The sequence below is a fragment of the Agrobacterium sp. DE0009 genome (genome assembly GCF_007680755.1).
Taxonomy (GTDB): domain Bacteria; phylum Pseudomonadota; class Alphaproteobacteria; order Rhizobiales; family Rhizobiaceae; genus Agrobacterium; species Agrobacterium tumefaciens_B.
This window is the reverse complement of the sequence record NZ_VEIU01000001.1, coordinates 101,837-123,451: the sequence shown is the minus strand read 5'-3', so window position 1 is coordinate 123,451 and position 21,615 is coordinate 101,837. Positions and strand designations below refer to the sequence as shown.

The window sequence follows — 21,615 nt, the reverse complement described above, 5'->3', positions numbered from 1 at the left end:
ATGGTCGGAGTGGAGAGATTCGAACTCCCGACCCTCTGGTCCCAAACCAGATGCGCTACCAGACTGCGCTACACTCCGCCGAGGCGATGGCTGGGGAATACACGGTTCACCCGCAGTCCGCAACAGGGAATTTCATCTTTATTGGGACAACATGCCGTCGGTCGGAAGTGAACGGGTAAGCGGGGCGGCGCGATCCGGCTCCAAGGGGATAATCGTCTTGACTCTCAACTGAAGTCAGTCCATTTCAAATTCAACGTTCCTGACACGATTTGGTTATTCTATTCAGGTACGTGATGGATAATTTCGGGGTCATATGCCCCACTCGTCAACCGGAGCAGTTTCGACATGTCTGCGAAGATTTACCGCCCTGCAAAAACCGCCATGCAATCCGGCAAGGCGAAGACCAATGTCTGGGTTCTGGAATTCGACGCCGAGGTTCCGCGCAAGATCGATCCGATCATGGGCTATACTTCCAGTTCCGACATGAAGCAGCAGGTGAAGCTGACATTCGACACGCAGGAACAGGCCGAAGCCTATGCCCAGCGCAAGGGCATCGAATACCGCGTGATCCAGCCGAAGGAAGCAGCGCGCCAGGTGGTTTCCTACACCGATAATTTCCGTTTCAACCGCACCCAGCCCTGGACGCACTGATACACCGCAGTTTTCGCCGGCAGCACCGCTGCCTGGCAGGACGGCCCCTTAGCTCAACTGGATAGAGCAACTGCCTTCTAAGCAGTAGGTCGCAGGTTCGAGTCCTGCAGGGGTCGCCACCTTCCCTCCGAGGCGTAAATCTTCACCGCGCCGCCGGAATCCAGATCGCGGACGTCTCGTCGCCGTAAGGGATCGCATCGCCCTCCAGAACGCAGATGCCGATCCACGCGCAAACAACTGCATCCATCATGTCTTCGAAAGCCTTCATTTCCCATGCTCGCGCCCCGATGGGGGGAATGGCAAGAGCATCGGCAACGCCGTCGATGCGGGCATCGAGATGCGCGATAATCGAGCGCCACACGTCGACCAGTTTCATGCGCCGAATGGGAATGGTATCTGATCGCCAGTAACTGCCGATTTTCGCGTGTTTGTACGGCAGCCGCTTCTCGGATTTCGTCAGCTCAACCAGTGCGGGGTGGGGATAGACCTCGAGCAGACCGCGGTCAGAGACCTGCGTCGTCAAGAGCGGATATCCTGCATGCTCGAATGATAGCTTGAGATCGTCGCTGATCTTGCCTGGCCTCAGGGCATTCGGCGTGTGAGTGCCGCAGTAGCGGGCACCATAAGCTGAGGAAACCCTGTTGTCCGAAACCCGCCGCGCCGTTATCGGGGCATGTGACAGCGGCATATCAATTGCGACGAGGTTGACCTGACCGCCGAGCGCTTCGGCAGCATCCAGAAGCGCCGTCGCCTGTACAAACGAACCACGAGGACGGTCGGTGCGCGCAATTGCATCGTCCTGTCGTGCAAGAAAATGATCGTAAGAGGCGGCAACCGCGCGCAGCCGCCAGCATGAGCCATCATTGACGACCAGGGCGACGCCGCTTGGCTCGGTTGCCGTCCATGCGGCGTCAATTCCCAATATTGCCGTCATACGCCGCTTCCGGATTTCCGTTGCGAACGCGTTACCCCTGCCCCACGAACGTGAAATAACCCCAGGCGGCCACAAAGAATGCGATGACCGCCGCGATCGTCAGCGCCTTTTTTGCCTTCGGCCCCATCGGTTCGCGTGGTTTTTTCGGCGGCACCGGTTTGCGGAACTTCACCACGTTGTCGTTCATTTCATCATCGTCCTGAATGTCGCTGCTGAAACCTCTGCCAAAAAGATGGCATCGGCTTTTCGAATACCTATCTCTAGCAGACCAGAACTATCATAAATATTACCAAGTTTTCACTTCACCCTTGGGGAAAGCTATGCCACTTCCCACAATCAGAGGAATATAACGGCGACAGACGGACGGAAAAATCGGAGAGCGACGGCAACTCTCTGTAGTATTTTGAACTTTGCGAGTGACGAGAATGAATGACGCCAATACGAGTGGCAGCGATACCCAGCCCGATCTGCGCGAGATTTTGGGGACGACCAGAAACGGCCGCAAGAAAAAGTCGCGTCGGTTCCTCTATGTGGCAGCAGCCATTGTGCTGATTGGCGGCGGTCTTGGTTATTATTACCAATCACGCGCAGGCGGCGTGGCTTACACCTACACGACGGAACCCGCACGCCGTGGCGATCTCTCCGTCATCGTCACCTCTACCGGCTCGGTTCAGCCGACGGATCAGGTTGATATATCCAGCGAACTGTCCGGCACCGTGCGGAAGGTCAATGTCACCTATAACACGCCGGTCAAGGCCGGGGACGTTCTGGCGGAGCTGGATACCAACAAGCTGGAGGCCGACGTGCAGAGCGCCCGCGCCAAGCTTGCCTCCGCCAAGGCCAGTGTGCTCAAGGCGCGCGCCGATCTCGGCTCGGCAAAAACCTCGATGGAGCGCCTGAGATCGCTGGTGCAGAACCGTGTCTCCAGCCAGCAGGATCTGGATGCCGCGCAGTTCACCTACGATGCGGCGGCCGCAACGCTCGACGTCAATGAGGCGAGCGTGCTTTCAGCGGAAGCGGATCTGCGGCTCGCCGAGGTCAACCTTGGCAAGGCCAAGATCGTCTCGCCCATCGATGGCGTCATCCTTACCCGCAGTGTCGATCCCGGCGCCACCGTCGCCTCCTCGCTAAATGCGCCTGTGCTTTTCACCATCGCCGGCGATCTGCGGCACATGGAGTTACAGGTCTCGGTGGACGAGGCCGATGTTGGCAAGGTCGATACAGGCCAAAAGGCCACGTTCAATGTCGATGCCTATCCCGACCGCAGCTTCCCGGCCGAGATAGAGACGGTGCGCTTCGCCTCGGAGACGGTCTCCAACGTCGTCACCTACAAGGGCATATTGACGGTCGACAACGCCGAACTGCTGCTGCGCCCCGGCATGACGGCAACCGCCAATATCGTCGTGGAGGACATCAAGGATGCCCTGCTGGTGCCCAATTCGGCGCTGCGTTACACGCCGCCGCGCGAATCCGCCTCCCGCGGCGGCGGGTTGATGAGCCTGTTCCGCCCGCCGCGCATGGGCCGCTCGCAGAACCGCGACACCGGCCAGGCAGCGACCGGCAAAAGAACCGTTTGGGTGTTGCGCAACAACGCGCCCGTCTCCGTCGCCATCGAAACCGGCTCCACCGACGGCCAGCATACCGTCGTAAAATCGGGAGAGCTGCAGGGCGACGACCAGGTGATTACCGACGCCACCGCGCGCAACGCCGGCTGAGGGAGGGCATGCGTTTGGAACAGCCGCCGCTCATCGAATTTCGTGACGTCGTCAAGCAATATGGCCGCGGCGAAGCGACGATCCGCGCGCTCGATGGCGTTAGCTTTTCCATTCGTGAAAAGGAATTCGTCGCCATCATGGGGCCGTCAGGCTCCGGCAAATCCACCTCGATGAACATCATCGGCTGTCTGGATGTGCCATCGGCAGGCGAGTATCTCTTCCAGGGCGTGCCGACCAGCGGCTTCGATAACGAACATCTGACGCTGCTGCGCCGGCACATGCTGGGTTTCGTCTTTCAGGGCTTCAATCTTCTCTCCCGGACATCGGCCGTCGAAAATGTCGAGTTGCCGCTGATCTATCGCGGCATGAAGGCCTCGGAGCGCCGGGAGCGCGCCATGGAGGCGCTGGCGCAGGTGGGGCTCAAAGGCCGCGAAGATCATACCACGCAGGAGCTTTCCGGCGGCCAGCAGCAGCGTGTGGCCATTGCCCGCGCCATCGTTACCCGCCCCGCCCTGCTTCTGGCCGACGAGCCGACCGGCAATCTCGACACGAAGACGAGCGTCGAAATCATGGAACTGATAACCTCGCTCAATCGCGACAAGGGCATTACGGTCGTCATGGTGACGCATGAGGAGGATATCGCCGCTTATGCCGGGCGTCTGCTGCGTTTTGTGGACGGCCACCTCGCCTCCGATAGCGCCGCGGATGAAAAGGAGACATCGGATGTTCTTTGAAACGTCGCGTCTTGCGCTGCGCGCCATCAGCCGCAACCTTTTGCGCTCCTTCCTCACCGTGCTTGGCGTCGTGATCGGCGTGGCCGCCGTCATCGCCATGGTCACCATCGGCAATGGCACGACAGAGCAGGTAAAATCGGAACTGTCACGGCTCGGCACCAACATGCTGTTCGTGCGTCCCGGCCAGTTCGGTCCCGGCCGCGCCAGCACCGAAGCCAAGCGCTTCGATGACCGCGATGTCGAGGCCATCCGCAACCAAATCTCGGGCATCCGCGCTGTCGCGCCGCAAAACCGCAGCGCTGCGGCAACCGTCATTTTCGGCGGCAAGAACCACCAGACGAGCGTCATCGGCACCACGAACGACTATCTGATCGCGCAGGATTGGACCATCGCGCTCGGCCGTGACTTCCAGCCTGCCGAAGATCGCGGCGGCCAGATCGGCTGCATCATCGGCGAAACCGTGCGACAGGAGCTCTTCGGGGCGGAGAACCCTGTCGGACAGACAATCCGTGTCAGCAACATCTCCTGCCCCGTCATCGGTGTTCTCGCCAGAAAAGGCCAGTCCGGCCTCGGTGACGATCAGGACGACACCATCATCATGCCGCTAAAAATCCACCAGCGGCGCATTGGCGGCACCACCACCATTTCCTCGATCATGGTCTCGGCGCAGGATGGCGTTTCCACCGCCAAGGTGCAGAGCGACCTGCAGAACCTGCTGCGCGAGCGCCGCCGCATCGGCATCGGCCGTGAGGACGATTTTACCGTCAACGACATGACGCAGATCGCGTCCGCCATGACCGGCACGACGACGCTTCTCACCGGACTTCTCGGCGCGGTTGCCGCCGTCAGCCTTCTCGTGGGCGGTATCGGCATCATGAACATCATGCTGGTTTCGGTAACGGAACGCACCCGCGAGATCGGCATTCGCCTGGCGATCGGCGCGCTGGAAAAACAGGTGCTCACGCAGTTTCTGGTGGAGGCGGTGATGCTCTCGGCCTTCGGCGGCATCGTCGGCATCCTCACCGGCCTCGGCCTTGCTTATGCCGTCGTCAGCTTCCTTAACGTGCCCTTCGTCACCAGCCCGTCGATCATCTTCCTCGCCTTTGCTTTTTCAGCGGCTATTGGGGTGATTTTCGGATATTTTCCGGCGCGGCGGGCGGCGAGTTTGAGCCCGATCGAAGCGCTTAGACACGAGTGAGCACAAATGCTAGCGGGAGAGAACCTCGATGTTCAAATCGGTATCCGATAGCGCCGCTGCCGCTGACGGCGGATCGCTTGCGCTCTTTGTGGAACGACAGGACGGGCAGACAGAGCAGTTTGTGATCCATCGCTCTTTAGCGGCACGCGGAATGCCTGACTACAACAAGGTCACTTCGAGCCTTCGGCCGCTTGCCGACCAGGATTGCGCAATGATCGCGGCGGCTCTCGAGCCGCTGTTGAAAACAACGCCATCAATCCATCCGCTGGCGGATTTTATCGATACGCTGAAAAAACAGTCATGATCCTTCGAAAGCTGATTTGAGCGGGGCGGAGTTTGCAGAAAATCAATCCTTCCGACCCGTCATCCTCCGGCTTGCGGGAGCGCTGTGTGCAAAAGAAGGGTCTGTCTTTCTATCGCGGAGATCGCGTTAGCAATCAGACGCTTGCTTCCGCCTCACGCTGCTTTGCCAACGCCGCCAGATCCGCAGGCTTCAACTCGACCGATTCGCCGCAGCCGCAGGCCGAAGTCTGGTTCGGATTGTTGAAGGTAAAGCCGGAGCGCATCTTCGTCACTTCGAAATCCATCTGCGTTCCGAGCAGATAAAGGACTGCGGAAGGCTGAACCCAGACTTTCGCATCTTCGAATTCCACCAGATCGTCTTTCGCATCCGGCTCGGTCACGAGGTCGATGGTATATTCCATGCCCGCGCAGCCGCCCTTCTTGATGCCGACGCGGACGCCCTTGGCGTCCGGTCCGGAATTTTCGACGATTGCTTTAACGCGAGAGGCCGCAGCCCCGGTCATGGTCATGATTGCAAAGCCCATGGGCCCATTCTCCTTCAACAATCGAGTTCAAGGCTCGATGCTTATGGAATTCAATTTAAGTGTACGTGACGATGTCATCAAGGGATGACACCAGTCAAAATCAAATCAATACCAGCCGACAGCGACCTGCGCTTCTTCCGACATGCGATCCGGCGTCCATGGCGGATCGAAGGTCATCTCGACGGTGACGCCGGAAACACCCTCGACGGCGCCAACGGCGTTTTCCACCCAGCCCGGCATTTCGCCGGCGACCGGGCAACCGGGGGCCGTCAGCGTCATGACGATCTTGACCATCCGGTCGTCTTCGATATCGATCTTGTAAACGAGACCGAGTTCGAAGATATCAGCCGGAATTTCCGGGTCATAAACGGTCTTCAGCGCCGCGATCACATCGTCGCTGAGGCGTGCAAGCTCATCCGGCGGAATGGTGGATACCTTTTCCTGAGCTTCGGTCGCATCCTGGGTCTTTGCAGTGGCATCGGCAGTCATGGTCTTAAACCTCAATCCTGATTTCAAGCTGCGATATCAGGCGAAAAATTTGCGCGCATATTCCAGCGCCTCGACAAGAGAGTCTACTTCGGCGCGGGTATTGTAAAGGCCGAACGATGCCCGGCATGTGGAGGTGACCCCGAAGCGTTTCAAGAGCGGCATGGCGCAATGGGTGCCGGCCCGCACGGCAACGCCACGCCGGTCGATCACCATCGAGACATCGTGGGCGTGAATGCCCTCAAGCTCGAAGGAGAAGATACCGCCCTTGTCAGGCGCGTTGCCGATGATGCGCAGCGAATTGATCTCGCGCAGCCGCTCGGCGGCGTAAGCGGCAAGATCGGCCTCGTGTGCTGCAATTGCGGCGCGGCCGAGATTGTCCATGTAATCGAGCGCGTAACCGAGGCCGATCGCCTGGACGATGGGCGGTGTGCCGGCTTCGAAACGGTGCGGCGGCTCGTTATAGGTCACATTGTCTTCGGTAACGTCGAGGATCATCTCGCCGCCGCCCTGGAACGGCCGCATCTCGCGCAACCGGTCCGCCTTGCCGTAGAGCACGCCGATGCCCGAGGGACCATAAAGCTTGTGGCCGGTCATCACATACCAGTCGCAATCGATATCGCGCACATCAACCGGCATATGAACAGCGCCCTGCGAGCCATCAACAAGCACCGGAATGCCGCGCTCATGCGCGATGCGGCAGATTTCCTTGACCGGAACGATGGTGCCGAGCGCATTCGACATATGGGTGATGGCAACGAGCTTGGTGCGCTCCGTCAGGCTCTTTTCGAAAGCCTCGATGTGGAACGCGCCGTCATCATCGACGGGCACCCAGACGAGCTTGGCGCCCTGCCGTTCGCGGATGAAATGCCACGGCACGATATTGGAGTGGTGCTCCATGATCGAGATGACGATCTCGTCGCCCTCGCCGATCTTGGGCATGCCGTAGCCATAGGCAACCGTATTGATCGCCTCGGTCGAGGATTTGGTGAAGACGATCTCGTCCACCGAACCGGCGTTCAGGAACCGGCGCACTTTTTCGCGCGCCGCCTCATAGGCGTCGGTTGCGGCATTGGAGAGGAAATGCAGGCCGCGATGCACGTTTGCGTACTCATTTGCATAAGCATGCGAAACGGCGTCGATCACCACCTGCGGCTTTTGAGCGGACGCGCCGTTGTCGAGATAGACCAGCGGCTTGCCATAGACTTCGCGCGACAGGATAGGAAAATCCCGGCGCACGGCTTCGATGTCATAAGGGGCCGCCATTGCGGTCTGGTCCATTTCTCGGGCCCTTTCATGGTGCTCTTCTGGAGAGCTCCGGGTTTTGCAGTCGTTACCGCTGCTTCACGTCATCCTCGGGCTTGTCCCGAGGATGACGACGGAGAGGTTGCTAAGCGTGATGCTCCAGCCAGCCGGAAATGATCGTCTCCAGCGCCTCTACCAGATTTTCTTCTTCCAATTCCTCGACGATCTCCGCGACGAAGGCGTTGACGAGCATCGCCCGTGCTTTTGCCCGCGGCACGCCGCGCGCCATCAGGTAGTAGAGATGGTTGTCGCTGATATCGGCAACCGTCGCACCATGGCCGCACTGAACGTCATCGGCGAAGATTTCCAGTTCGGGCTTGGCCGAGAACTCGCCATCGTCGGACATCAGAAGCGTGTTGCAGGCCATCTTCGCATCGGTTTTCTGCGCATCCGGTGCGACCCGGATCATGCCCTGGAAAATGCCCTTCGCACGGTCGAACACCACATTGCGGAAAACTTCCGTCGAGGTCGTGTTCGGCACGTTGTGGCCGAGAACCATCGTCACGTCGGTATGGGTTTCGCCACCCAGAAGGTTGACGCCGCGAACGATGAGATCAGTGCCCTCGCCTTCCACGTCAATGCGCAGTTCCTGACGCACCAGCTTGCCGCCGGCATTGATCACGAAGAGACGAAGCTTCGCTTCCGCGCCAAGCTTGATGCGCAGCTGACCAAGATGAATATCGGCGGCACCCTGCTGTTGCAGAAGAATCCAGGTTGCTTCCGCGCCATCCTCGACAATGATATCGCTGACAGAGGACACAAGAGCGGCATCAGACGTCACCGAAAGGTGACGCTCAATGACGGTCGCTTTCGAACCCTTGCCAAAACGCACCGGAAAGCGGCTGTGAACCTGGCCCGCGCCATGGATCCCCTGCAGTTCGATCGGCTTATCGAGCTCAGCATCGGCGGGGATCTCGACCACGATGCCGTCACGCACGAAGCTGCCATTGATGCGGCCAATCGTGTCATCCTTGCTGGCTTCCGCCAGACCTGCGGCGGCGGAACCGTCGAGAAGGCTATCCGCAAAGCGCGATACGCTGACATCATCGACCCTGCCGATATCGGCCGTGCCATGCAGCATATAAGCCACAGGCGAACCGGCAATAATCGACGTCACCTTCTCGATCACAGGCGCGGGGCGATCCTCAGGGACGGTCCGCAGCAGGCTCTTCAGATCGGTATAGTGCCAGGCCTCGATGCGGCGCGTCGGAAGACCGCCGGTTTTGAGATCATCGAACAGCACATCGCGGGCGGCAACCACGGCGCCGTCACCGGGCAGCTCGCTGAACTTGGCGGTGTAGGCATCGACCAGCGCGGTTTCCGCTGGCGTCAGCCGGTTGGTAGCTTGAATGTTCATGGACATCACCTCCTGGCCTTCAATCAGGCCGCTTCACCGATGATGTCGGCGTAACCGTTGTTTTCCAGTTCCAGCGCCAGAGCCTTGTCACCCGAGCGGATGATCTTGCCCTTGTAGAGAACGTGAACGCTGTCAGGCACGATATAATCGAGCAGGCGCTGATAGTGGGTGATGACGACGGTGGCGCGATCCGGCGACTTCAGCGCGTTGACGCCGTCAGCCACGATCTTCAGCGCGTCGATGTCGAGACCGCTATCGGTTTCGTCGAGAACGCAGAGCTTCGGCTCCAAGAGCGCCATCTGCAGGATTTCAGCGCGCTTCTTCTCACCACCCGAGAAACCGACGTTGAGCGGACGCTTCAGCATCTCCATATCGATCTTCAGATCGCCGGCTGCTTCCTTGACGCGGCGGATGAAATCAGGCGTCGTCAGCTCGGACTCGCCGCGCGCCTTGCGCTGCTCGTTCATCGCAACCTTCAGGAACTGCATGGTGGCAACGCCCGGAATTTCAACCGGGTACTGGAAGGCGAGAAAAATACCCTTGGCCGCGCGCTCGGCGGCATCCAGTTCCAGAATGCTTTCGCCGTTATAAAGAATGTCACCGGAGGTGACTTCATAGTCCTCACGGCCCGACAGGATGTAGGACAGCGTCGACTTGCCGGAACCGTTCGGGCCCATGATGGCGGCAACTTCACCAGCGGCAACCTTCAGGTTGAGACCCTTGATGATCTCGGTTTCGGTATCGGCGATCTTTGCGTGCAGGTCGATGATTTCAAGCATGTTCAATTCTCTCGATCTTGTTTTCTCTTTCTGGAAGAGAAACGTTCAAATATCTCTGGTCTCAGTGTATCGGCCAGCCAGAATATCGCGGCCAACGCGAGACCGCTGCCTATCAGAAGAGGCTTGGCGAATGCCCACCCCGCCAGCAGCCCACCAACTCCCATAAAAACTCCGCACATCGATACGAACATGCAAAGCAATAGGAGAAGCGCGGAGCCGCCGAGTCGGGATGTCTCCATCAGCCCACGCTTCCTTCCAGCGAGATGCCGATCAGCTTCTGCGCTTCCACGGCAAATTCCATCGGCAGTTCCTGGATGACTTCCTTCACGAAGCCGTTGACGATCAGCGCGATCGCCGCTTCCTCGGGAATGCCGCGCTGCAGGCAATAGAACAGCTGATCTTCGGAAATCTTCGACGTCGTCGCCTCATGCTCGAAATGCGCGGAGGAATTCTTCGCCTCGATATAGGGCACGGTATGCGCGCCGCACTTGTCGCCGATCAGCAGACTGTCGCACTGCGTGAAGTTGCGCGTATTCGTCGCCTTGCGGTGGGCGGAGACCTGACCGCGATAGACGTTTTCCGAGAAACCGGCAGCAATGCCCTTGGCGATGATGCGGCTCGACGTGTTCTTGCCGAGATGGATCATCTTGGTGCCACTATCGATCTGCTGGTGACCGTTGGAGACCGCGATGGAATAGAATTCGCCGCGGCTGTCGTCACCGCGCAAGATGCAGGACGGGTATTTCCAGGTGATGGCCGAACCGGTTTCCACCTGCGTCCACGAAATCTTCGAACGATTGCCGCGGCAATCGCCACGCTTGGTCACGAAGTTGTAGATGCCGCCCTTGCCTTCCTTGTCGCCCGGATACCAGTTCTGGACGGTGGAATATTTGATTTCGGCATCGTCGAGCGCCACAAGTTCAACCACGGCGGCGTGAAGCTGGTTCTCGTCGCGCTGCGGCGCGGTGCAGCCTTCCAGATAGGAGACGTAAGCCCCCTCTTCGGCGATGATCAGCGTGCGCTCGAACTGGCCGGTGTTCTTCTCGTTGATGCGGAAATAGGTGGAAAGCTCCATCGGGCAACGAACGCCCTTCGGCACGAACACGAAGGAACCGTCGGTGAAGACCGCCGAGTTCAGCGTCGCGTAGAAATTGTCCGTCGTGGGAACGACCGAGCCCAGATATTTCTTCACCAGCTCCGGATGCTCGCGCACGGCTTCCGAGATCGACATGAAGATCACGCCGGCCTTCGCCAGTTCCGCCTTGAAGGTGGTGACGACGGAGACGCTGTCGAACACGGCATCAACAGCGACCTGACGCTTTTCGACGCCAGCGAGGATTTCCTGTTCTTTCAGCGGAATACCGAGCTTTTCATAGACCTTCAGCAGCTCCGGGTCGACTTCATCGAGCGACTTCGGGCCGGGGGTGCTTTTCGGCGCGGCATAATAATAGAGATCGTTGAAGTCGATCTTGGGGTAGCTGACGCGCGCCCAGGTCGGCTCTTCCATCGTCAGCCAGCGCCTGTAAGCCTCAAGACGCCATTCCAGCATCCATTCAGGCTCCTGCTTCTTGGCCGAGATGAAACGGATCACCTCTTCCGAAAGGCCCTTCGGGGCCTTGTCGACTTCGATAGTGGTTTCGAAGCCGTATTTGTACTGGTCCACATCGATCTGGCGGACCTGATCGATCGTTTCCTGAACCGCTGCCATGTCGTTCTCCAATCTCGCCGGAGCCAAGGTCCGGTGGCTTGTCAACGTATCAAGGCGGAAAGCCGCCTTATTTGATCTCTGGGTAAATCGTTCCGAGCCGTCAACCGGGGCGGAGCTTATACCCATATAGGTGCGGGATGGCGCTTTTCACACATCCCGGCAAGCGGAAAATTGCTAATCCGCAATTCTTTGCCGCATTTTACGCGGCCTGACCGGAAAGCTTGCGCCGTCCGGCAATTTTCGCAAAGGCCGCAAGCGTCCTGTCGATATCGGCCTCGTCAGTTGCGTGACCGATGGAAATCCTGAGCGCACCGAGCTTGGGATCGTGCCCCATCGCGCTCAACACGTGGCTTTCGCCCACCTTTCCGGATGAGCAGGCAGAACCGGCGGAAAGTGCGATACCTTCTATATCGAAGGCGATCTGCCCGGTCTCGGCCTTCAGGCCCGGAAGCGTGAAAAACGTGGTGTTGGCGACCCGCATGACCTCCTCACCGTGAATGATCACATCAGGCGCGTTCACCCGCATGCCATTTTCCAGCCGCGCCTGCAGCGCGGAAAGACGCGCCGCCTCGGCCTCGACATTCCGAGCAGCAACGGTAGAGGCAGCACCAAAACCGATAACGGAAAGGGTATTTTCCGTACCCGAACGATGGCCCTTTTCCTGACCACCGCCATGGATCAGCGGCTTCGGCATCATCACCTCGCCGCGCGAAATGAGAGCGCCGGCACCCTTCGGGCCACCGAGCTTGTGAGACGAAATCACAATGAAGTCGGCATCGAGCGCGTTGATATCGAGCGGAATGCGGCCCGCCGCCTGCACGGCATCAACAACCATCAGCCCGCCAGCCGCATGAACCAGCCGCGCCGCTTCAGCGACGGGCTGCAGAATGCCGGTCTCATTGTTCACCAGCATGCAGGCGACCATCGGCAGGCCGGCGGACCTGTCATGCGAAGACAGCAGCGCCTCAAGGGCGGCAACATCGAGGATACCTGCTGACGTAACGGGAACTTCCGTCACGTTACCGCTGTCAAAGCGGCCACCTTCGCGGAAGGCCGGATGTTCAATGGCCGAAATATAGAGCTGACTGACCCGGACCGGGCTGCGTCCCATTTTGAAATCCGGCGTCAGCACCAGATTGGCCGCTTCCGTCGCGCCGCTGGTGAACGTCACGTGGGCTGATTCAGCCCCGGCCAGCGCTGCAACCTCGCGGCGGGCCGTCTCGATTGCAGCCCGGGCGACCCGGCCTTCACGATGGACGGAAGACGGATTGCCGGCAAACTCGAGCGCAGACACAAGAACATCCCGCACGGCTGGCAAAAGCGGCGCCGTGGCGTTCCAGTCCATATATGTGCGCGTCAAAACCGTCATGGCGGTGAGGCTTTATCCAATCTTCCATGCGCAAAAACGCATTTTTCTTGAAATTACAGTTGCGCTTGCCTTATGACACGGTCCGAGTGCTTAAGCACACGCAAAGTTTCGAATTATTCTAAACTGCGTTCTAGAAAAGATGACACAGTTCGTCAAGTCTTCTCATCGGAAGAATGCGGTTGGAGAATGAAAAAACACGACCGGAGTACCAATGCCCGAAGTCATCTTTAACGGCCCTGCGGGTCGCCTCGAAGGCCGTTATCAACCCTCCAAGGAAAAGAGCGCGCCGATTGCGATCATCCTTCATCCGCACCCGCAGTTCGGCGGCACGATGAACAACCAGATCGTCTATCAGCTCTTTTATCTTTTCCAGAAGCGCGGTTTCACGACGCTCCGGTTCAATTTCCGCTCCATCGGCCGCAGCCAGGGCGAATTTGACCACGGTGCGGGCGAACTGTCCGACGCCGCCTCCGCGCTTGACTGGGTGCAGAGCCTACATCCGGATTCCAAGAGCTGCTGGGTCGCAGGTTATTCTTTCGGCGCCTGGATCGGCATGCAGCTTCTGATGCGCCGCCCGGAAATCGAAGGTTTCATGTCGATTGCGCCGCAGCCGAACACCTACGACTTCTCCTTCCTCGCGCCCTGCCCGTCGTCCGGCCTCATCATCAATGGCGATGCCGACAAGGTCGCGCCTGAGAAGGACGTGAACGGTCTGGTCGAAAAGTTGAAGACCCAGAAGGGCATCCTCATCACACACCGCACCGTCCCCGGCGCCAACCACTTCTTCAACGGCAAGGTGGATGAGCTGATGGGTGAATGCGAGGACTACCTCGACCGCCGCTTGAACGGTGAACTGGTGCCGGAGCCGGCGGCGAAGCGCATTCGGTGATTGGCCGGTAGCATTGCGGCAGACAATAGTGATCGGTGGTGGGTGAACCAAGCCCACCGCCATCAACTACGCCCGCACCAAAACCCCACCCGTCACCGGCTCCTTAACCCCCGTCGTACCCGGATAAGTCAGCGGCAGCCCCCTCAGCGACCGAACGGCCAGATAGGCCCAAGCCTCCGCCTCCATTGCGCCGCCATCAAAACCCGCCTCCTCCGCCGCAATCACGCGTGCGCCGACCTTTGCGGCAAGCCCTGCAAACTCTTCCATGATTACCGGGTTCAACCGCCCGCCACCACAGACCACATAGGTCTTCGCCGCTTCTGGCAGGTAACTCGCCGATTTGAGGATTGCCGCCCCTGTCAAATGCGCCAGCGTCCGCGCGCCGTCCGCAAGCGAAACCTCACCCATTTTTGGCGGCGAAAAATCGCTGCGATCCAGCGAACGGCGGATATTGGCCGAGAAGAACGGGCTTTCCAAATAGTGCGCCACCAGCGAAGGGACCACGCTGCCTCCCGCCGCCGTCCTGCCGCCCTTGTCGAAGGCCTTGCCGGTATGGGCCTCGATCCACTGGTCGATCAGCATATTGCCGGGACCGCTGTCGAAAGCGGCAAGCCGGCCACCCTCGCCGATATAAGTCAGATTGGAGATACCGCCGATATTGACGAAGACTGCAGGCGTTTCGAACCCGTCAGGCAGATTGGCAGACAGCGCCATATGATAGGCGGGAATGAGCGGCGCTCCCTGCCCGCCATGCACCATGTCGTTGGCACGCATGTCATAAACCACGTCGATACCGGTTTCCTCTGCCAGCAGCGCGCCATCACCGATCTGCACTGTCAGCGCCTCATCCGGCCGGTGCAGCACCGTCTGGCCATGAAAACCGAGGACATCGATATCACCGGCCTGAAGCCGGTGGCGGTGAAGAAAGGATTTCACCGCCGCTGCATGCGCAAGCGTCAGCTTGCGCTCGGCCTCATCAAGATCTCCGGGGCGCTCGCGACGCTCGCGAATGGATTTCGCAGTCACGAGCGCCCTTTGCCAGATGGCGCGCAGGCCCGGATCATAGGGGAAATACCCATTCGGCCCATGCCGCACCACGGTTTCGCCATCGGTGCGCAACAGCGCGATATCGATGCCGTCCATAGATGTACCGCTCATCAGCCCGATTGCCGTTTTGACCTCGCCCACCTGCTGCTCCCCTGCAAACTCGAATCATGCTCGCCTGAATCCCGACATTCATGGCCGAAACGGGTGCACATTTCAAAAAACAATGATAAAGCCGCCACGGTCATCGGTTTTCGATGGCCGCACAGATCAAACCAGAAAGTAAAAGGTTATGTCCAGGTTCAAGTCCGATTTCCTCCGCACGCTCGATGAGCGCGGCTTCATTCACCAGATCTCCGATGAGGCAGGTCTCGACGAACTGTTCGCCAAGGAAACCGTGACCGCCTATATCGGCTATGACCCGACGGCTTCCAGTCTGCATGTCGGTCACCTCACCCAGATCATGATGCTGCACTGGATGCAGAAGACCGGCCACCAGCCGATCTCGCTGATGGGCGGCGGCACCGGCATGGTGGGCGACCCTTCCTTCAAGGAAGAGGCTCGCAAGCTGATGACGATCGACATGATCGAGGACAACATCACCTCGCTCAAGCACGTCTTTGCCAACTACCTCGATTACGATCGCCCCGGCAACCCGGCGCTGATGATCAACAATGCCGACTGGTTGCGTGGTCTGAACTACCTCGAATTCCTGCGCGATGTCGGCCGCCACTTCTCGGTCAACCGCATGCTGTCCTTTGACAGCGTGAAGACCCGGCTTGATCGCGAACAGTCGCTGTCCTTCCTCGAATTCAACTACATGATCCTGCAGGCCTACGACTTCGTGGAGTTGAACCAGCGCACCGGCTGCCGACTGCAGATGGGCGGCTCTGACCAGTGGGGCAACATCATCAATGGCATCGACCTCGGTCACCGCATGGGGACACCGCAGCTTTACGCGCTGACCTCGCCGCTTCTGACCACCTCTTCCGGCGCGAAGATGGGCAAGTCGGCGTCGGGCGCCGTGTGGCTGAACAAGGACCTGCTGCCGGTCTATGATTTCTGGCAATACTGGCGCAACACGGAAGATGCCGACGTCGTACGCTTCGCCAAGCTGTTCACCACCCTGCCGATGGATGAAATCGCCCGCATTGCAGCGCTAGGCGGATCAGAAATCAACGAGGCGAAGAAAATCCTCGCAACGGAAGTGACGGCGATCCTGCATGGCCGCGCCGCTGCGGAAGAGGCTGCCGAAACGGCGCGTAAGACCTTTGAAGAAGGCGCGCTTGCCGAAAACCTGCCTTCGATTGAAGTTCCCACAGCAGAACTCGAAGCCGGCCTCGGCGTGCTTTCGCTCGTCGTCCGCGCCGGTCTCGCCGGTTCGAACGGCGAGGCCCGCCGCCACGTTCAGGGCGGTGCGGTCAAGATCAACGACAAAGCTGTGTCCGACGAGCGCCAGATCATCGGCACCGCCGATATCACCGCGGACGGCGTCATCAAGCTTTCGGTCGGCAAGAAGAAGCACGTTCTGGTTCGCCCGGCGTGACCGACAAGACGACGCGCCATCGGGGGCCGCGAAAGCGGCCCTTTTTCTTGGCGTGTTTGCCGTAAGCGCCTAGCGGTTGTACGGGCCTGCGATGGGATGAACCTGGAGCTTGGGTCCATCGCATTGATTAGGATGACTTTTCTAGAATTCGAATATCTGCCGGAAGACGCCGGGAGCGATCAGCGATAGCGGATTGATCGTCAGCTTCGGCTGATCGGTCTGACCTGAGAGCTTGAATGTGATGCCGAGCAGGCCGCGGTCACGGCCGTTGCCAAGGAAGATGCCGATGAACGGCAATTCGCCGAAGAGCCGGTTCAGTCCATAGGCCGGCATGAAGGTGCCGGTCATGTCCATGCGGCCGTTCTGGTCCTTCAAGAGCCCCTGGAACGTCGCGCCGATCTGCTCGCCGCGCACAACGCCGTTCTCGACGGCAACCGCGCCGTTGACATAAACGATGCGCGCAAAGCCCCGCTGGAATTTCTCAGAGCTGACATCGATATTGCGTCTCACGGCATTGTTGAGGCTTCTGCCATCCTCGCCGGTCGGCGTCGCCACGATGTCCTGCAACTTTGCTTCGTTGACGACGGCAAAATTGCGCAGGTCGAGCGAGCCGCTCCAGTCGCTGCCATTGGACGTCGTCAGCGCGAGATTGAGAAGCCCGCCGCGGATGCGGCTGTAGATATTGGCGAAACGGGCGAGCGAACCGGCATCGCTGCTGGTCAAGGTTACCGTGCCGCTCGCACCACGATTGGTGGTCTGGGCGACGACGGCCTGGCCATTGCCGGTGACACCGCGCACATCCACCGAGCGCACCTTGCCATCTCGCACGCTGACATCGGCGTTGACATTGCCGAGAACCTCGTCGTTGAACCCGTAGACCTTGTCGAACTGCGCCTTGACCGAAAGCGACGGCTGGGAGCGTGATACACCATCGCCGCTGCTGGAGGGGTTGCGTAGCTTCGAGATGAAGGGCCTCAAATCGGCGGATTTCCCCGATGCATTGACGATGTAACCGTTCTTTGAAGCGGCGACCGATACGGCGTAGTTATCGGACGGCGACAGTTGTACCCGATTGAGATCGGCGGAAATCAGTCCGTTCTTGGAAAAGACGATATCTCCGGCGGCACCAAATCCATCGCCGTCGAGCGAGAAGTTGCTGATCGACGTGCGTCCATCCGCCACCTGGATGGTAAAGGCGGCGCTGGCAGGAATGCCGATGCCCTTGCTCCAGCCAAGTCCCGGCAGAATGAGCGATGCTTTGGTCAGGTCCAGGCGAACATCCTGCCGTTTTGGATCAGCCCCTTCGATTTCAATCGCGGTGGTGCCGCCGAGAACCGTCGAGAGTTCCGGTGCGAGCTTGGCGATCTGCGTCTCGTTGAGGCTTGCCTTGAGTGACAGTGTCGGCGCGATATCGCTTTTCTTGCGGACCGGCTCCGTCATCACAATGTCCATCGGCACATCGTCGATGCGGCCCTTGCCCTCCAGCCTGAGCTGTCGGTCATCCAGCGTCATGAAACCATCGACAGCCGTCACCTTCCGGCCGGCAAAAGGCTTCGTCAGCGACAGGTTCTTCAGGTCGAGATCGGCCGTCCAGACCGGCGGCGGCGGGTTCTGGCTGGAAAGCAGGCCGACGGTCAGATTGGCGTGGGCTTTGACATCCCCGGCAAAATCATCCGGCTTGAATTGCGTGTCCTTGAGCGCATTGATGGGTTTCAGCGTCGCGAGCTCCGCAACGGCATCGGCAGCGCCGGAAACGTTCAGCTCCAGATTTCCCAGCAGCGGCTTGTCGTACACATCGGAAATGAGGAAGCGGCTGTTTTCCAACGCAAGCGACCGGTTGGACGGGAAATAGGTCGTTCCCTGTTTGATATCGACGGCCATCTTGCCGCCGACGAGGTCGAAATGAGCATCGACATCGCGCAGCGGCGGAATGTCACCGGTGGTATTGAGGCGCGTATCATCGATGTCGAAACGGATCTGCATCTCGCTGTCGCCGAGCACCAGCGGGCAGCCCGGCCCGCACATCCGCCCTTGCGGGATGAAGACTGCGATAGAGCCATTGGTAATCGTGCCGCCGTAGAGATTGGACACGACCCATTCGCGCGGCTTGTGCGCCATCCAGAAAGGCCACAGCTGCTTGACCGCCGTCGCCTCCATTTTCGGAATCTGCCCGGCAAAACTGATTTCCGGCGATCCCTCGCCAAATCGGAGTTTCAGGGATCCCGCCATGTCTCCCAGTGGCCCGCTGACGTAGAGCGAGGGTACCTCAAGCTGCTTTGTGGAGGCGGTGAAATGGCCTTCAGCCTTCGCACTGAAAGGCACGGGCTCCTCGCCCGAAGCCTCCGAGGAGGCGATACCATTATCGACCCGGAGCGACAGTTCGAAACCGTCGTCGGCATCGCTGATCTCTCCGGCAACAGGGATTACGGTGCGCCCGAGATCGATGCGCGAATTGTCGATGACGAGCCGGCTCTTTGCGAAATCGTAACGGGCGTTGACCGTTCCTGCGGTGAAGGTCTGGGACTCGCCGCCGATCATCAGCAGACCATTGCCGAGCCCGACAGAGACTTCGAGCCGCGGCTCCTGCCCTTCCGCCGCACGCCGGGCAAGAATATTGACGCCCGTCTTGACGTTCAAACCTTCGTGCAGATTGCCCTCGGGATCGAATTTTTCGAGAAAGGGTCCGATGTCGAAACCATCGATCCGTGCCTCAAAGCCGTCGATGCGCCCACCCGATCCGGATGTCTGCAACGAGACGCTCGCAACCTCACCGTTGAACAGCGTTTCGCCATCGAGAGAATATCCGCCCTGCTGATCCGGCGTCAGCGACAGTTCACGCACCTCAATTGTGCGCGGTTTTCCCTGCTCTCCAGGGGGAAGACGTACCGACACGCTGGAAATATCGATCTCTTCGGTGCCGCTGCTGAGGAAGGCCTGGGCGAGCTTGTCCAGCTGGCCGAACGCCTCCTGCAATTGCTGAGGCACCGCGTCGAGCTTGAGGCTCGCAAGGTCGAAACCGTTGCCTTTCGGCAGAAGCGCGGTGTCGAGCTCCATCCCGTCGGCTTCGAGGCTTTCCACCGAGACGCGGCCGGTGAGGAGCGCGAGCGGATCGAGCGCCATGCCGATCGCCCGCGCGCGGCTGAGATGCTGACCGGATTCTTTCTCGACGATGTCAACATCTTCCGCCACCAGCGCCAGCCGCAACCCGGTGGAAAACCGAATGGCAGAGGAACCGATACGCGCGCTGTAGTGCGGGCCGAGCGCCTTCTCCAGCGCCTGCTGCGCCTGGCTCGAGAGCGTCTTGTCGATTGAGCCGGTCTCGACCGACAGGATGATGCCACCGATGGACAGGAAGGCCAGAACGAACAAGGCCGCAAAAATCTTGAAAAGTGCGCGCGCCATGGAGCGCGGCGGCGGGCAATGCACGATGATCGGGTCTTCGGCCTGCGCCGACGGAAGATCGTGCAAAGCAACGATATCCCGCTTGCCGAACTTGACCTTTTCACCCCTTATTTCAGCCATACGCCCGTGCTTGCCTCTGGATCCACTGTTTCGCCGCGACACCAAAGCGGGATGGCGAAAATCGATGCGGTTTTCGTCTGGAATCACGCCCCTTATCGGTAACCCGGATCATGATCGAGTTTTCGTGTCGTTTCGACCCCAAAATCTCAAATCGCGATCTGGACGGCACGCGGTTTCGCTATATATCGAATGTGGCGACTTTCCCTCAACATCCCGGCGAAAGAAAGGTAGATTATGACAGACTTGAAGATTGGCAGCCCGGCTCCCGATTTTACTTTGCCCCGTAACGGTGAAGGGACGGTGACATTGTCGAAACTTCAAGGCAAGGCGGTCATCCTCTATTTCTACCCCAAGGACGACACGTCGGGCTGCACCGCAGAGGCAATCGACTTCAGCGCGCTCGGCGGCGAGTTCGAAGCTGCCAACGCCGTCGTGATCGGTATTTCGCCCGACAGCGTCAAAAGCCACGACAAGTTCGCGGCCAAGCATTCGCTTTCGGTCATGCTGGCCTCCGACGAGGAAAAGGCCGTTCTGGAAGCCTACGGCGTCTGGAAGGAGAAAAGCATGTATGGCAAAAAATACATGGGCGTCGAACGCACCACCTTCCTCGTGGCGCCCGACGGAAAAATCGCGGAAATCTGGAACAAGGTGAAGGTTGCGGGCCACGCGCAGGCCGTGCTCGAAGCGGCAAAGACGGTGTAGGGAACAACCCGCCGTGACGTCCCCGTTCAAGATCGCGTCGCTTCGCGGCGGCGCGACGGATGCCATCAGGAGCGCTGATCTTGACACCAAGACCGCGCTCGCGCAGGAAACAGCGAGCCGCTGGTTCGAGCGTCGACTGTCGTTGCGCTCGCCGCTCGACCCTGCCCTGCCGGAGCGGCCGGGCAGACCGGAGAAACCGGTGCTCGTACCGCCGACCGCCGTCGAGCGTCGCTCGCTTCACACCATCAAGGGCCGGATCGCGCTCTTGCACGCCATCGCCCATATCGAACTTAATGCCGTCGATCTCGCACTCGATATCGTCGCCCGTTATGCCAGCGAACCGGTGCCGCATTCCTTTTTCGATGGCTGGATGCAGGTCGCGTTCGAGGAAGCCAAACATTTTCGCATGGTCCGCGACCGGCTGAGGAGCCTCGGTGCCGATTATGGCGACTTGCCGGCCCATGACGGACTATGGCAGGCCGCCCACTCCACCCGCAACGACTTGACCGCACGGCTTGCCGTCGTGCCACTCATTCTTGAAGCGCGCGGACTGGATGTGACCCCTTCCCTGCAGGCGAAGATGCGGGAGACAGGCGACCTCGAAAGCGCTGCCGTTCTTGACGTCATCTACAATGATGAAAAGGGCCATGTCGCGATCGGGGCCAAGTGGTTCCGGTTTCTCTGCGCCCGTGAAAAGAAGGACCCCGCCGCCACCTTCAGGCAATTGGTACGCGCCAATTTCCGCGGCCCTCTAAAGCCGCCGTTCAACGATCTCGCCCGTGCCGAAGCCGGCCTCACGCCCTCGTTTTATCGCTCGCTGACCTCCGTCAGCCAATAGCAAACGAGGTG

General features: G+C 59.6%; 20 protein-coding genes and 2 tRNA genes. 10 read left to right on the top strand and 12 right to left on the bottom strand.

What is annotated here, in order from left to right:
* Window position 1 precedes the first annotated feature (1 nt).
* A tRNA-Pro gene (locus FS804_RS00670) sits at window positions 2-78 on the bottom strand.
* Between the two features lie 267 nt (window positions 79-345).
* Here FS804_RS00670 and FS804_RS00665 point away from each other — a divergent pair.
* The gene (locus FS804_RS00665; protein WP_063948763.1) at window positions 346-651 is read left to right on the top strand and encodes an ETC complex I subunit; all 306 of its coding nucleotides are present in this window, start codon (window positions 346-348) and stop codon (window positions 649-651) included.
* A 42-nt stretch (window positions 652-693) separates the two neighbouring features.
* Window positions 694-770: transfer RNA gene (locus FS804_RS00660), tRNA-Arg, on the top strand.
* Window positions 771-793: 23 nt separating this feature from the next.
* Here the strand turns inward: FS804_RS00660 and FS804_RS00655 are convergent.
* Both FS804_RS00655 and FS804_RS00650 read right to left on the bottom strand, forming a co-directional pair.
* Window positions 794-1,585, bottom strand: coding sequence for a DUF429 domain-containing protein (locus FS804_RS00655; RefSeq protein WP_246665836.1), 792 nt, complete (start codon window positions 1,583-1,585; stop codon window positions 794-796).
* Between the two features lie 31 nt (window positions 1,586-1,616).
* Window positions 1,617-1,772: a hypothetical protein gene (locus tag FS804_RS00650; RefSeq protein ID WP_077224739.1), complete on the bottom strand. Its 156-nt coding sequence runs from the start codon at window positions 1,770-1,772 to the stop codon at window positions 1,617-1,619.
* Between the two features lie 238 nt (window positions 1,773-2,010).
* Between FS804_RS00650 and FS804_RS00645 the strand changes: the two genes are divergently transcribed.
* From FS804_RS00645 to FS804_RS00630, 4 genes are read left to right on the top strand one after another with little or no spacing between them, the layout of a single operon-like run.
* Window positions 2,011-3,300 carry an efflux RND transporter periplasmic adaptor subunit gene (locus FS804_RS00645; protein ID WP_144573978.1) on the top strand — a complete coding sequence of 430 codons (1,290 nt, stop codon included), beginning with the start codon at window positions 2,011-2,013 and terminating at the stop codon, window positions 3,298-3,300.
* Window positions 3,301-3,314: 14 nt separating this feature from the next.
* Complete coding sequence (locus FS804_RS00640; RefSeq protein WP_144576277.1) at window positions 3,315-4,034, top strand: ABC transporter ATP-binding protein; 720 nt, start codon at window positions 3,315-3,317, stop codon at window positions 4,032-4,034.
* On the top strand, window positions 4,024-5,232 hold the full coding sequence (locus FS804_RS00635; RefSeq protein WP_063948758.1) for an ABC transporter permease: 1,209 nt from the start codon (window positions 4,024-4,026) through the stop codon (window positions 5,230-5,232). Before FS804_RS00640 ends, FS804_RS00635 begins: the two co-directional genes overlap by 11 nt.
* Window positions 5,233-5,260: 28 nt before the next feature.
* Window positions 5,261-5,536, top strand: coding sequence for a hypothetical protein (locus FS804_RS00630; RefSeq protein ID WP_144573977.1), 276 nt, complete (start codon window positions 5,261-5,263; stop codon window positions 5,534-5,536).
* 133 nt (window positions 5,537-5,669) lie between these two features.
* On the opposite strand, the gene sufA is transcribed toward FS804_RS00630, so the two are convergent.
* The 7 genes from sufA to FS804_RS00595 all read right to left on the bottom strand — a co-directional run bounded on the left by sufA (window position 5,670) and on the right by FS804_RS00595 (window position 13,063).
* Window positions 5,670-6,059 (bottom strand): Fe-S cluster assembly scaffold SufA, encoded by a 390-nt coding sequence (gene sufA / locus FS804_RS00625; RefSeq protein ID WP_144573976.1) that lies wholly within the window; start codon window positions 6,057-6,059, stop codon window positions 5,670-5,672.
* 105 nt (window positions 6,060-6,164) lie between these two features.
* Window positions 6,165-6,548 (bottom strand): SUF system Fe-S cluster assembly protein, encoded by a 384-nt coding sequence (locus FS804_RS00620; RefSeq protein ID WP_004442386.1) that lies wholly within the window; start codon window positions 6,546-6,548, stop codon window positions 6,165-6,167.
* Between the two features lie 36 nt (window positions 6,549-6,584).
* Window positions 6,585-7,826 carry a cysteine desulfurase gene (locus tag FS804_RS00615; RefSeq protein ID WP_186376619.1) on the bottom strand — a complete coding sequence of 414 codons (1,242 nt, stop codon included), beginning with the start codon at window positions 7,824-7,826 and terminating at the stop codon, window positions 6,585-6,587.
* Window positions 7,827-7,935: 109 nt separating this feature from the next.
* Window positions 7,936-9,207, bottom strand: coding sequence for a Fe-S cluster assembly protein SufD (sufD, locus tag FS804_RS00610; RefSeq protein WP_144573975.1), 1,272 nt, complete (start codon window positions 9,205-9,207; stop codon window positions 7,936-7,938).
* Between the two features lie 23 nt (window positions 9,208-9,230).
* On the bottom strand, window positions 9,231-9,986 hold the full coding sequence (gene sufC, locus FS804_RS00605; protein ID WP_003522658.1) for a Fe-S cluster assembly ATPase SufC: 756 nt from the start codon (window positions 9,984-9,986) through the stop codon (window positions 9,231-9,233).
* Window positions 9,987-10,224: 238 nt separating this feature from the next.
* On the bottom strand, window positions 10,225-11,694 hold the full coding sequence (sufB, locus tag FS804_RS00600) for a Fe-S cluster assembly protein SufB (RefSeq protein WP_144573974.1): 1,470 nt from the start codon (window positions 11,692-11,694) through the stop codon (window positions 10,225-10,227).
* A gap of 199 nt (window positions 11,695-11,893) precedes the next feature.
* The gene (locus tag FS804_RS00595) at window positions 11,894-13,063 is read right to left on the bottom strand and encodes a cysteine desulfurase family protein (protein WP_144573973.1); all 1,170 of its coding nucleotides are present in this window, start codon (window positions 13,061-13,063) and stop codon (window positions 11,894-11,896) included.
* A gap of 211 nt (window positions 13,064-13,274) precedes the next feature.
* Here FS804_RS00595 and FS804_RS00590 point away from each other — a divergent pair, with 211 nt between their 5' ends.
* Window positions 13,275-13,952 (top strand): alpha/beta hydrolase, encoded by a 678-nt coding sequence (locus FS804_RS00590; protein WP_063948746.1) that lies wholly within the window; start codon window positions 13,275-13,277, stop codon window positions 13,950-13,952.
* A 66-nt stretch (window positions 13,953-14,018) separates the two neighbouring features.
* Here the strand turns inward: FS804_RS00590 and FS804_RS00585 are convergent, their stop codons facing one another.
* On the bottom strand, window positions 14,019-15,140 hold the full coding sequence (locus FS804_RS00585) for an anhydro-N-acetylmuramic acid kinase (protein WP_144573972.1): 1,122 nt from the start codon (window positions 15,138-15,140) through the stop codon (window positions 14,019-14,021).
* A gap of 148 nt (window positions 15,141-15,288) precedes the next feature.
* Here FS804_RS00585 and tyrS point away from each other — a divergent pair, with 148 nt between their 5' ends.
* Entirely contained in the window at window positions 15,289-16,542 is a 1,254-nt protein-coding gene (gene tyrS, locus FS804_RS00580) for a tyrosine--tRNA ligase (RefSeq protein WP_063948742.1), read from the top strand.
* Between the two features lie 141 nt (window positions 16,543-16,683).
* Here tyrS and FS804_RS00575 read toward each other — a convergent pair whose 3' ends face one another.
* The gene (locus tag FS804_RS00575) at window positions 16,684-20,064 is read right to left on the bottom strand and encodes a DUF3971 domain-containing protein (protein WP_144573971.1); all 3,381 of its coding nucleotides are present in this window, start codon (window positions 20,062-20,064) and stop codon (window positions 16,684-16,686) included.
* Between the two features lie 234 nt (window positions 20,065-20,298).
* Here FS804_RS00575 and bcp point away from each other — a divergent pair, with 234 nt between their 5' ends.
* On the top strand, window positions 20,299-20,766 hold the full coding sequence (gene bcp, locus FS804_RS00570; RefSeq protein ID WP_063948738.1) for a thioredoxin-dependent thiol peroxidase: 468 nt from the start codon (window positions 20,299-20,301) through the stop codon (window positions 20,764-20,766).
* Between the two features lie 13 nt (window positions 20,767-20,779).
* The gene (locus FS804_RS00565) at window positions 20,780-21,604 is read left to right on the top strand and encodes a ferritin-like domain-containing protein (protein WP_144573970.1); all 825 of its coding nucleotides are present in this window, start codon (window positions 20,780-20,782) and stop codon (window positions 21,602-21,604) included.
* Window positions 21,605-21,615 lie beyond the last annotated feature (11 nt).

Excerpts from the sequence above, each read along its gene's own strand:
- FS804_RS00665 (WP_063948763.1), top strand. The coding sequence starts at position 346 with ATGTCTGCGAAGATTTACCGCCCTGCAAAAACCGCCATGCAATCCGGC.
- FS804_RS00655 (WP_246665836.1), bottom strand. The coding sequence starts at position 1,585 with ATGACGGCAATATTGGGAATTGACGCCGCATGGACGGCAACCGAGCCA.
- FS804_RS00650 (WP_077224739.1), bottom strand. The coding sequence starts at position 1,772 with ATGAACGACAACGTGGTGAAGTTCCGCAAACCGGTGCCGCCGAAAAAA.
- FS804_RS00645 (WP_144573978.1), top strand. The coding sequence starts at position 2,011 with ATGAATGACGCCAATACGAGTGGCAGCGATACCCAGCCCGATCTGCGC.
- FS804_RS00635 (WP_063948758.1), top strand. The coding sequence starts at position 4,024 with ATGTTCTTTGAAACGTCGCGTCTTGCGCTGCGCGCCATCAGCCGCAAC.
- FS804_RS00630 (WP_144573977.1), top strand. The coding sequence starts at position 5,261 with ATGTTCAAATCGGTATCCGATAGCGCCGCTGCCGCTGACGGCGGATCG.
- sufA (WP_144573976.1), bottom strand. The coding sequence starts at position 6,059 with ATGGGCTTTGCAATCATGACCATGACCGGGGCTGCGGCCTCTCGCGTT.
- FS804_RS00620 (WP_004442386.1), bottom strand. The coding sequence starts at position 6,548 with ATGACTGCCGATGCCACTGCAAAGACCCAGGATGCGACCGAAGCTCAG.
- FS804_RS00615 (WP_186376619.1), bottom strand. The coding sequence starts at position 7,826 with ATGGACCAGACCGCAATGGCGGCCCCTTATGACATCGAAGCCGTGCGC.
- sufD (WP_144573975.1), bottom strand. The coding sequence starts at position 9,207 with ATGAACATTCAAGCTACCAACCGGCTGACGCCAGCGGAAACCGCGCTG.
- sufC (WP_003522658.1), bottom strand. The coding sequence starts at position 9,986 with ATGCTTGAAATCATCGACCTGCACGCAAAGATCGCCGATACCGAAACC.
- sufB (WP_144573974.1), bottom strand. The coding sequence starts at position 11,694 with ATGGCAGCGGTTCAGGAAACGATCGATCAGGTCCGCCAGATCGATGTG.
- FS804_RS00595 (WP_144573973.1), bottom strand. The coding sequence starts at position 13,063 with ATGACGGTTTTGACGCGCACATATATGGACTGGAACGCCACGGCGCCG.
- FS804_RS00590 (WP_063948746.1), top strand. The coding sequence starts at position 13,275 with ATGCCCGAAGTCATCTTTAACGGCCCTGCGGGTCGCCTCGAAGGCCGT.
- tyrS (WP_063948742.1), top strand. The coding sequence starts at position 15,289 with ATGTCCAGGTTCAAGTCCGATTTCCTCCGCACGCTCGATGAGCGCGGC.
- FS804_RS00575 (WP_144573971.1), bottom strand. The coding sequence starts at position 20,064 with ATGGCTGAAATAAGGGGTGAAAAGGTCAAGTTCGGCAAGCGGGATATC.
- bcp (WP_063948738.1), top strand. The coding sequence starts at position 20,299 with ATGACAGACTTGAAGATTGGCAGCCCGGCTCCCGATTTTACTTTGCCC.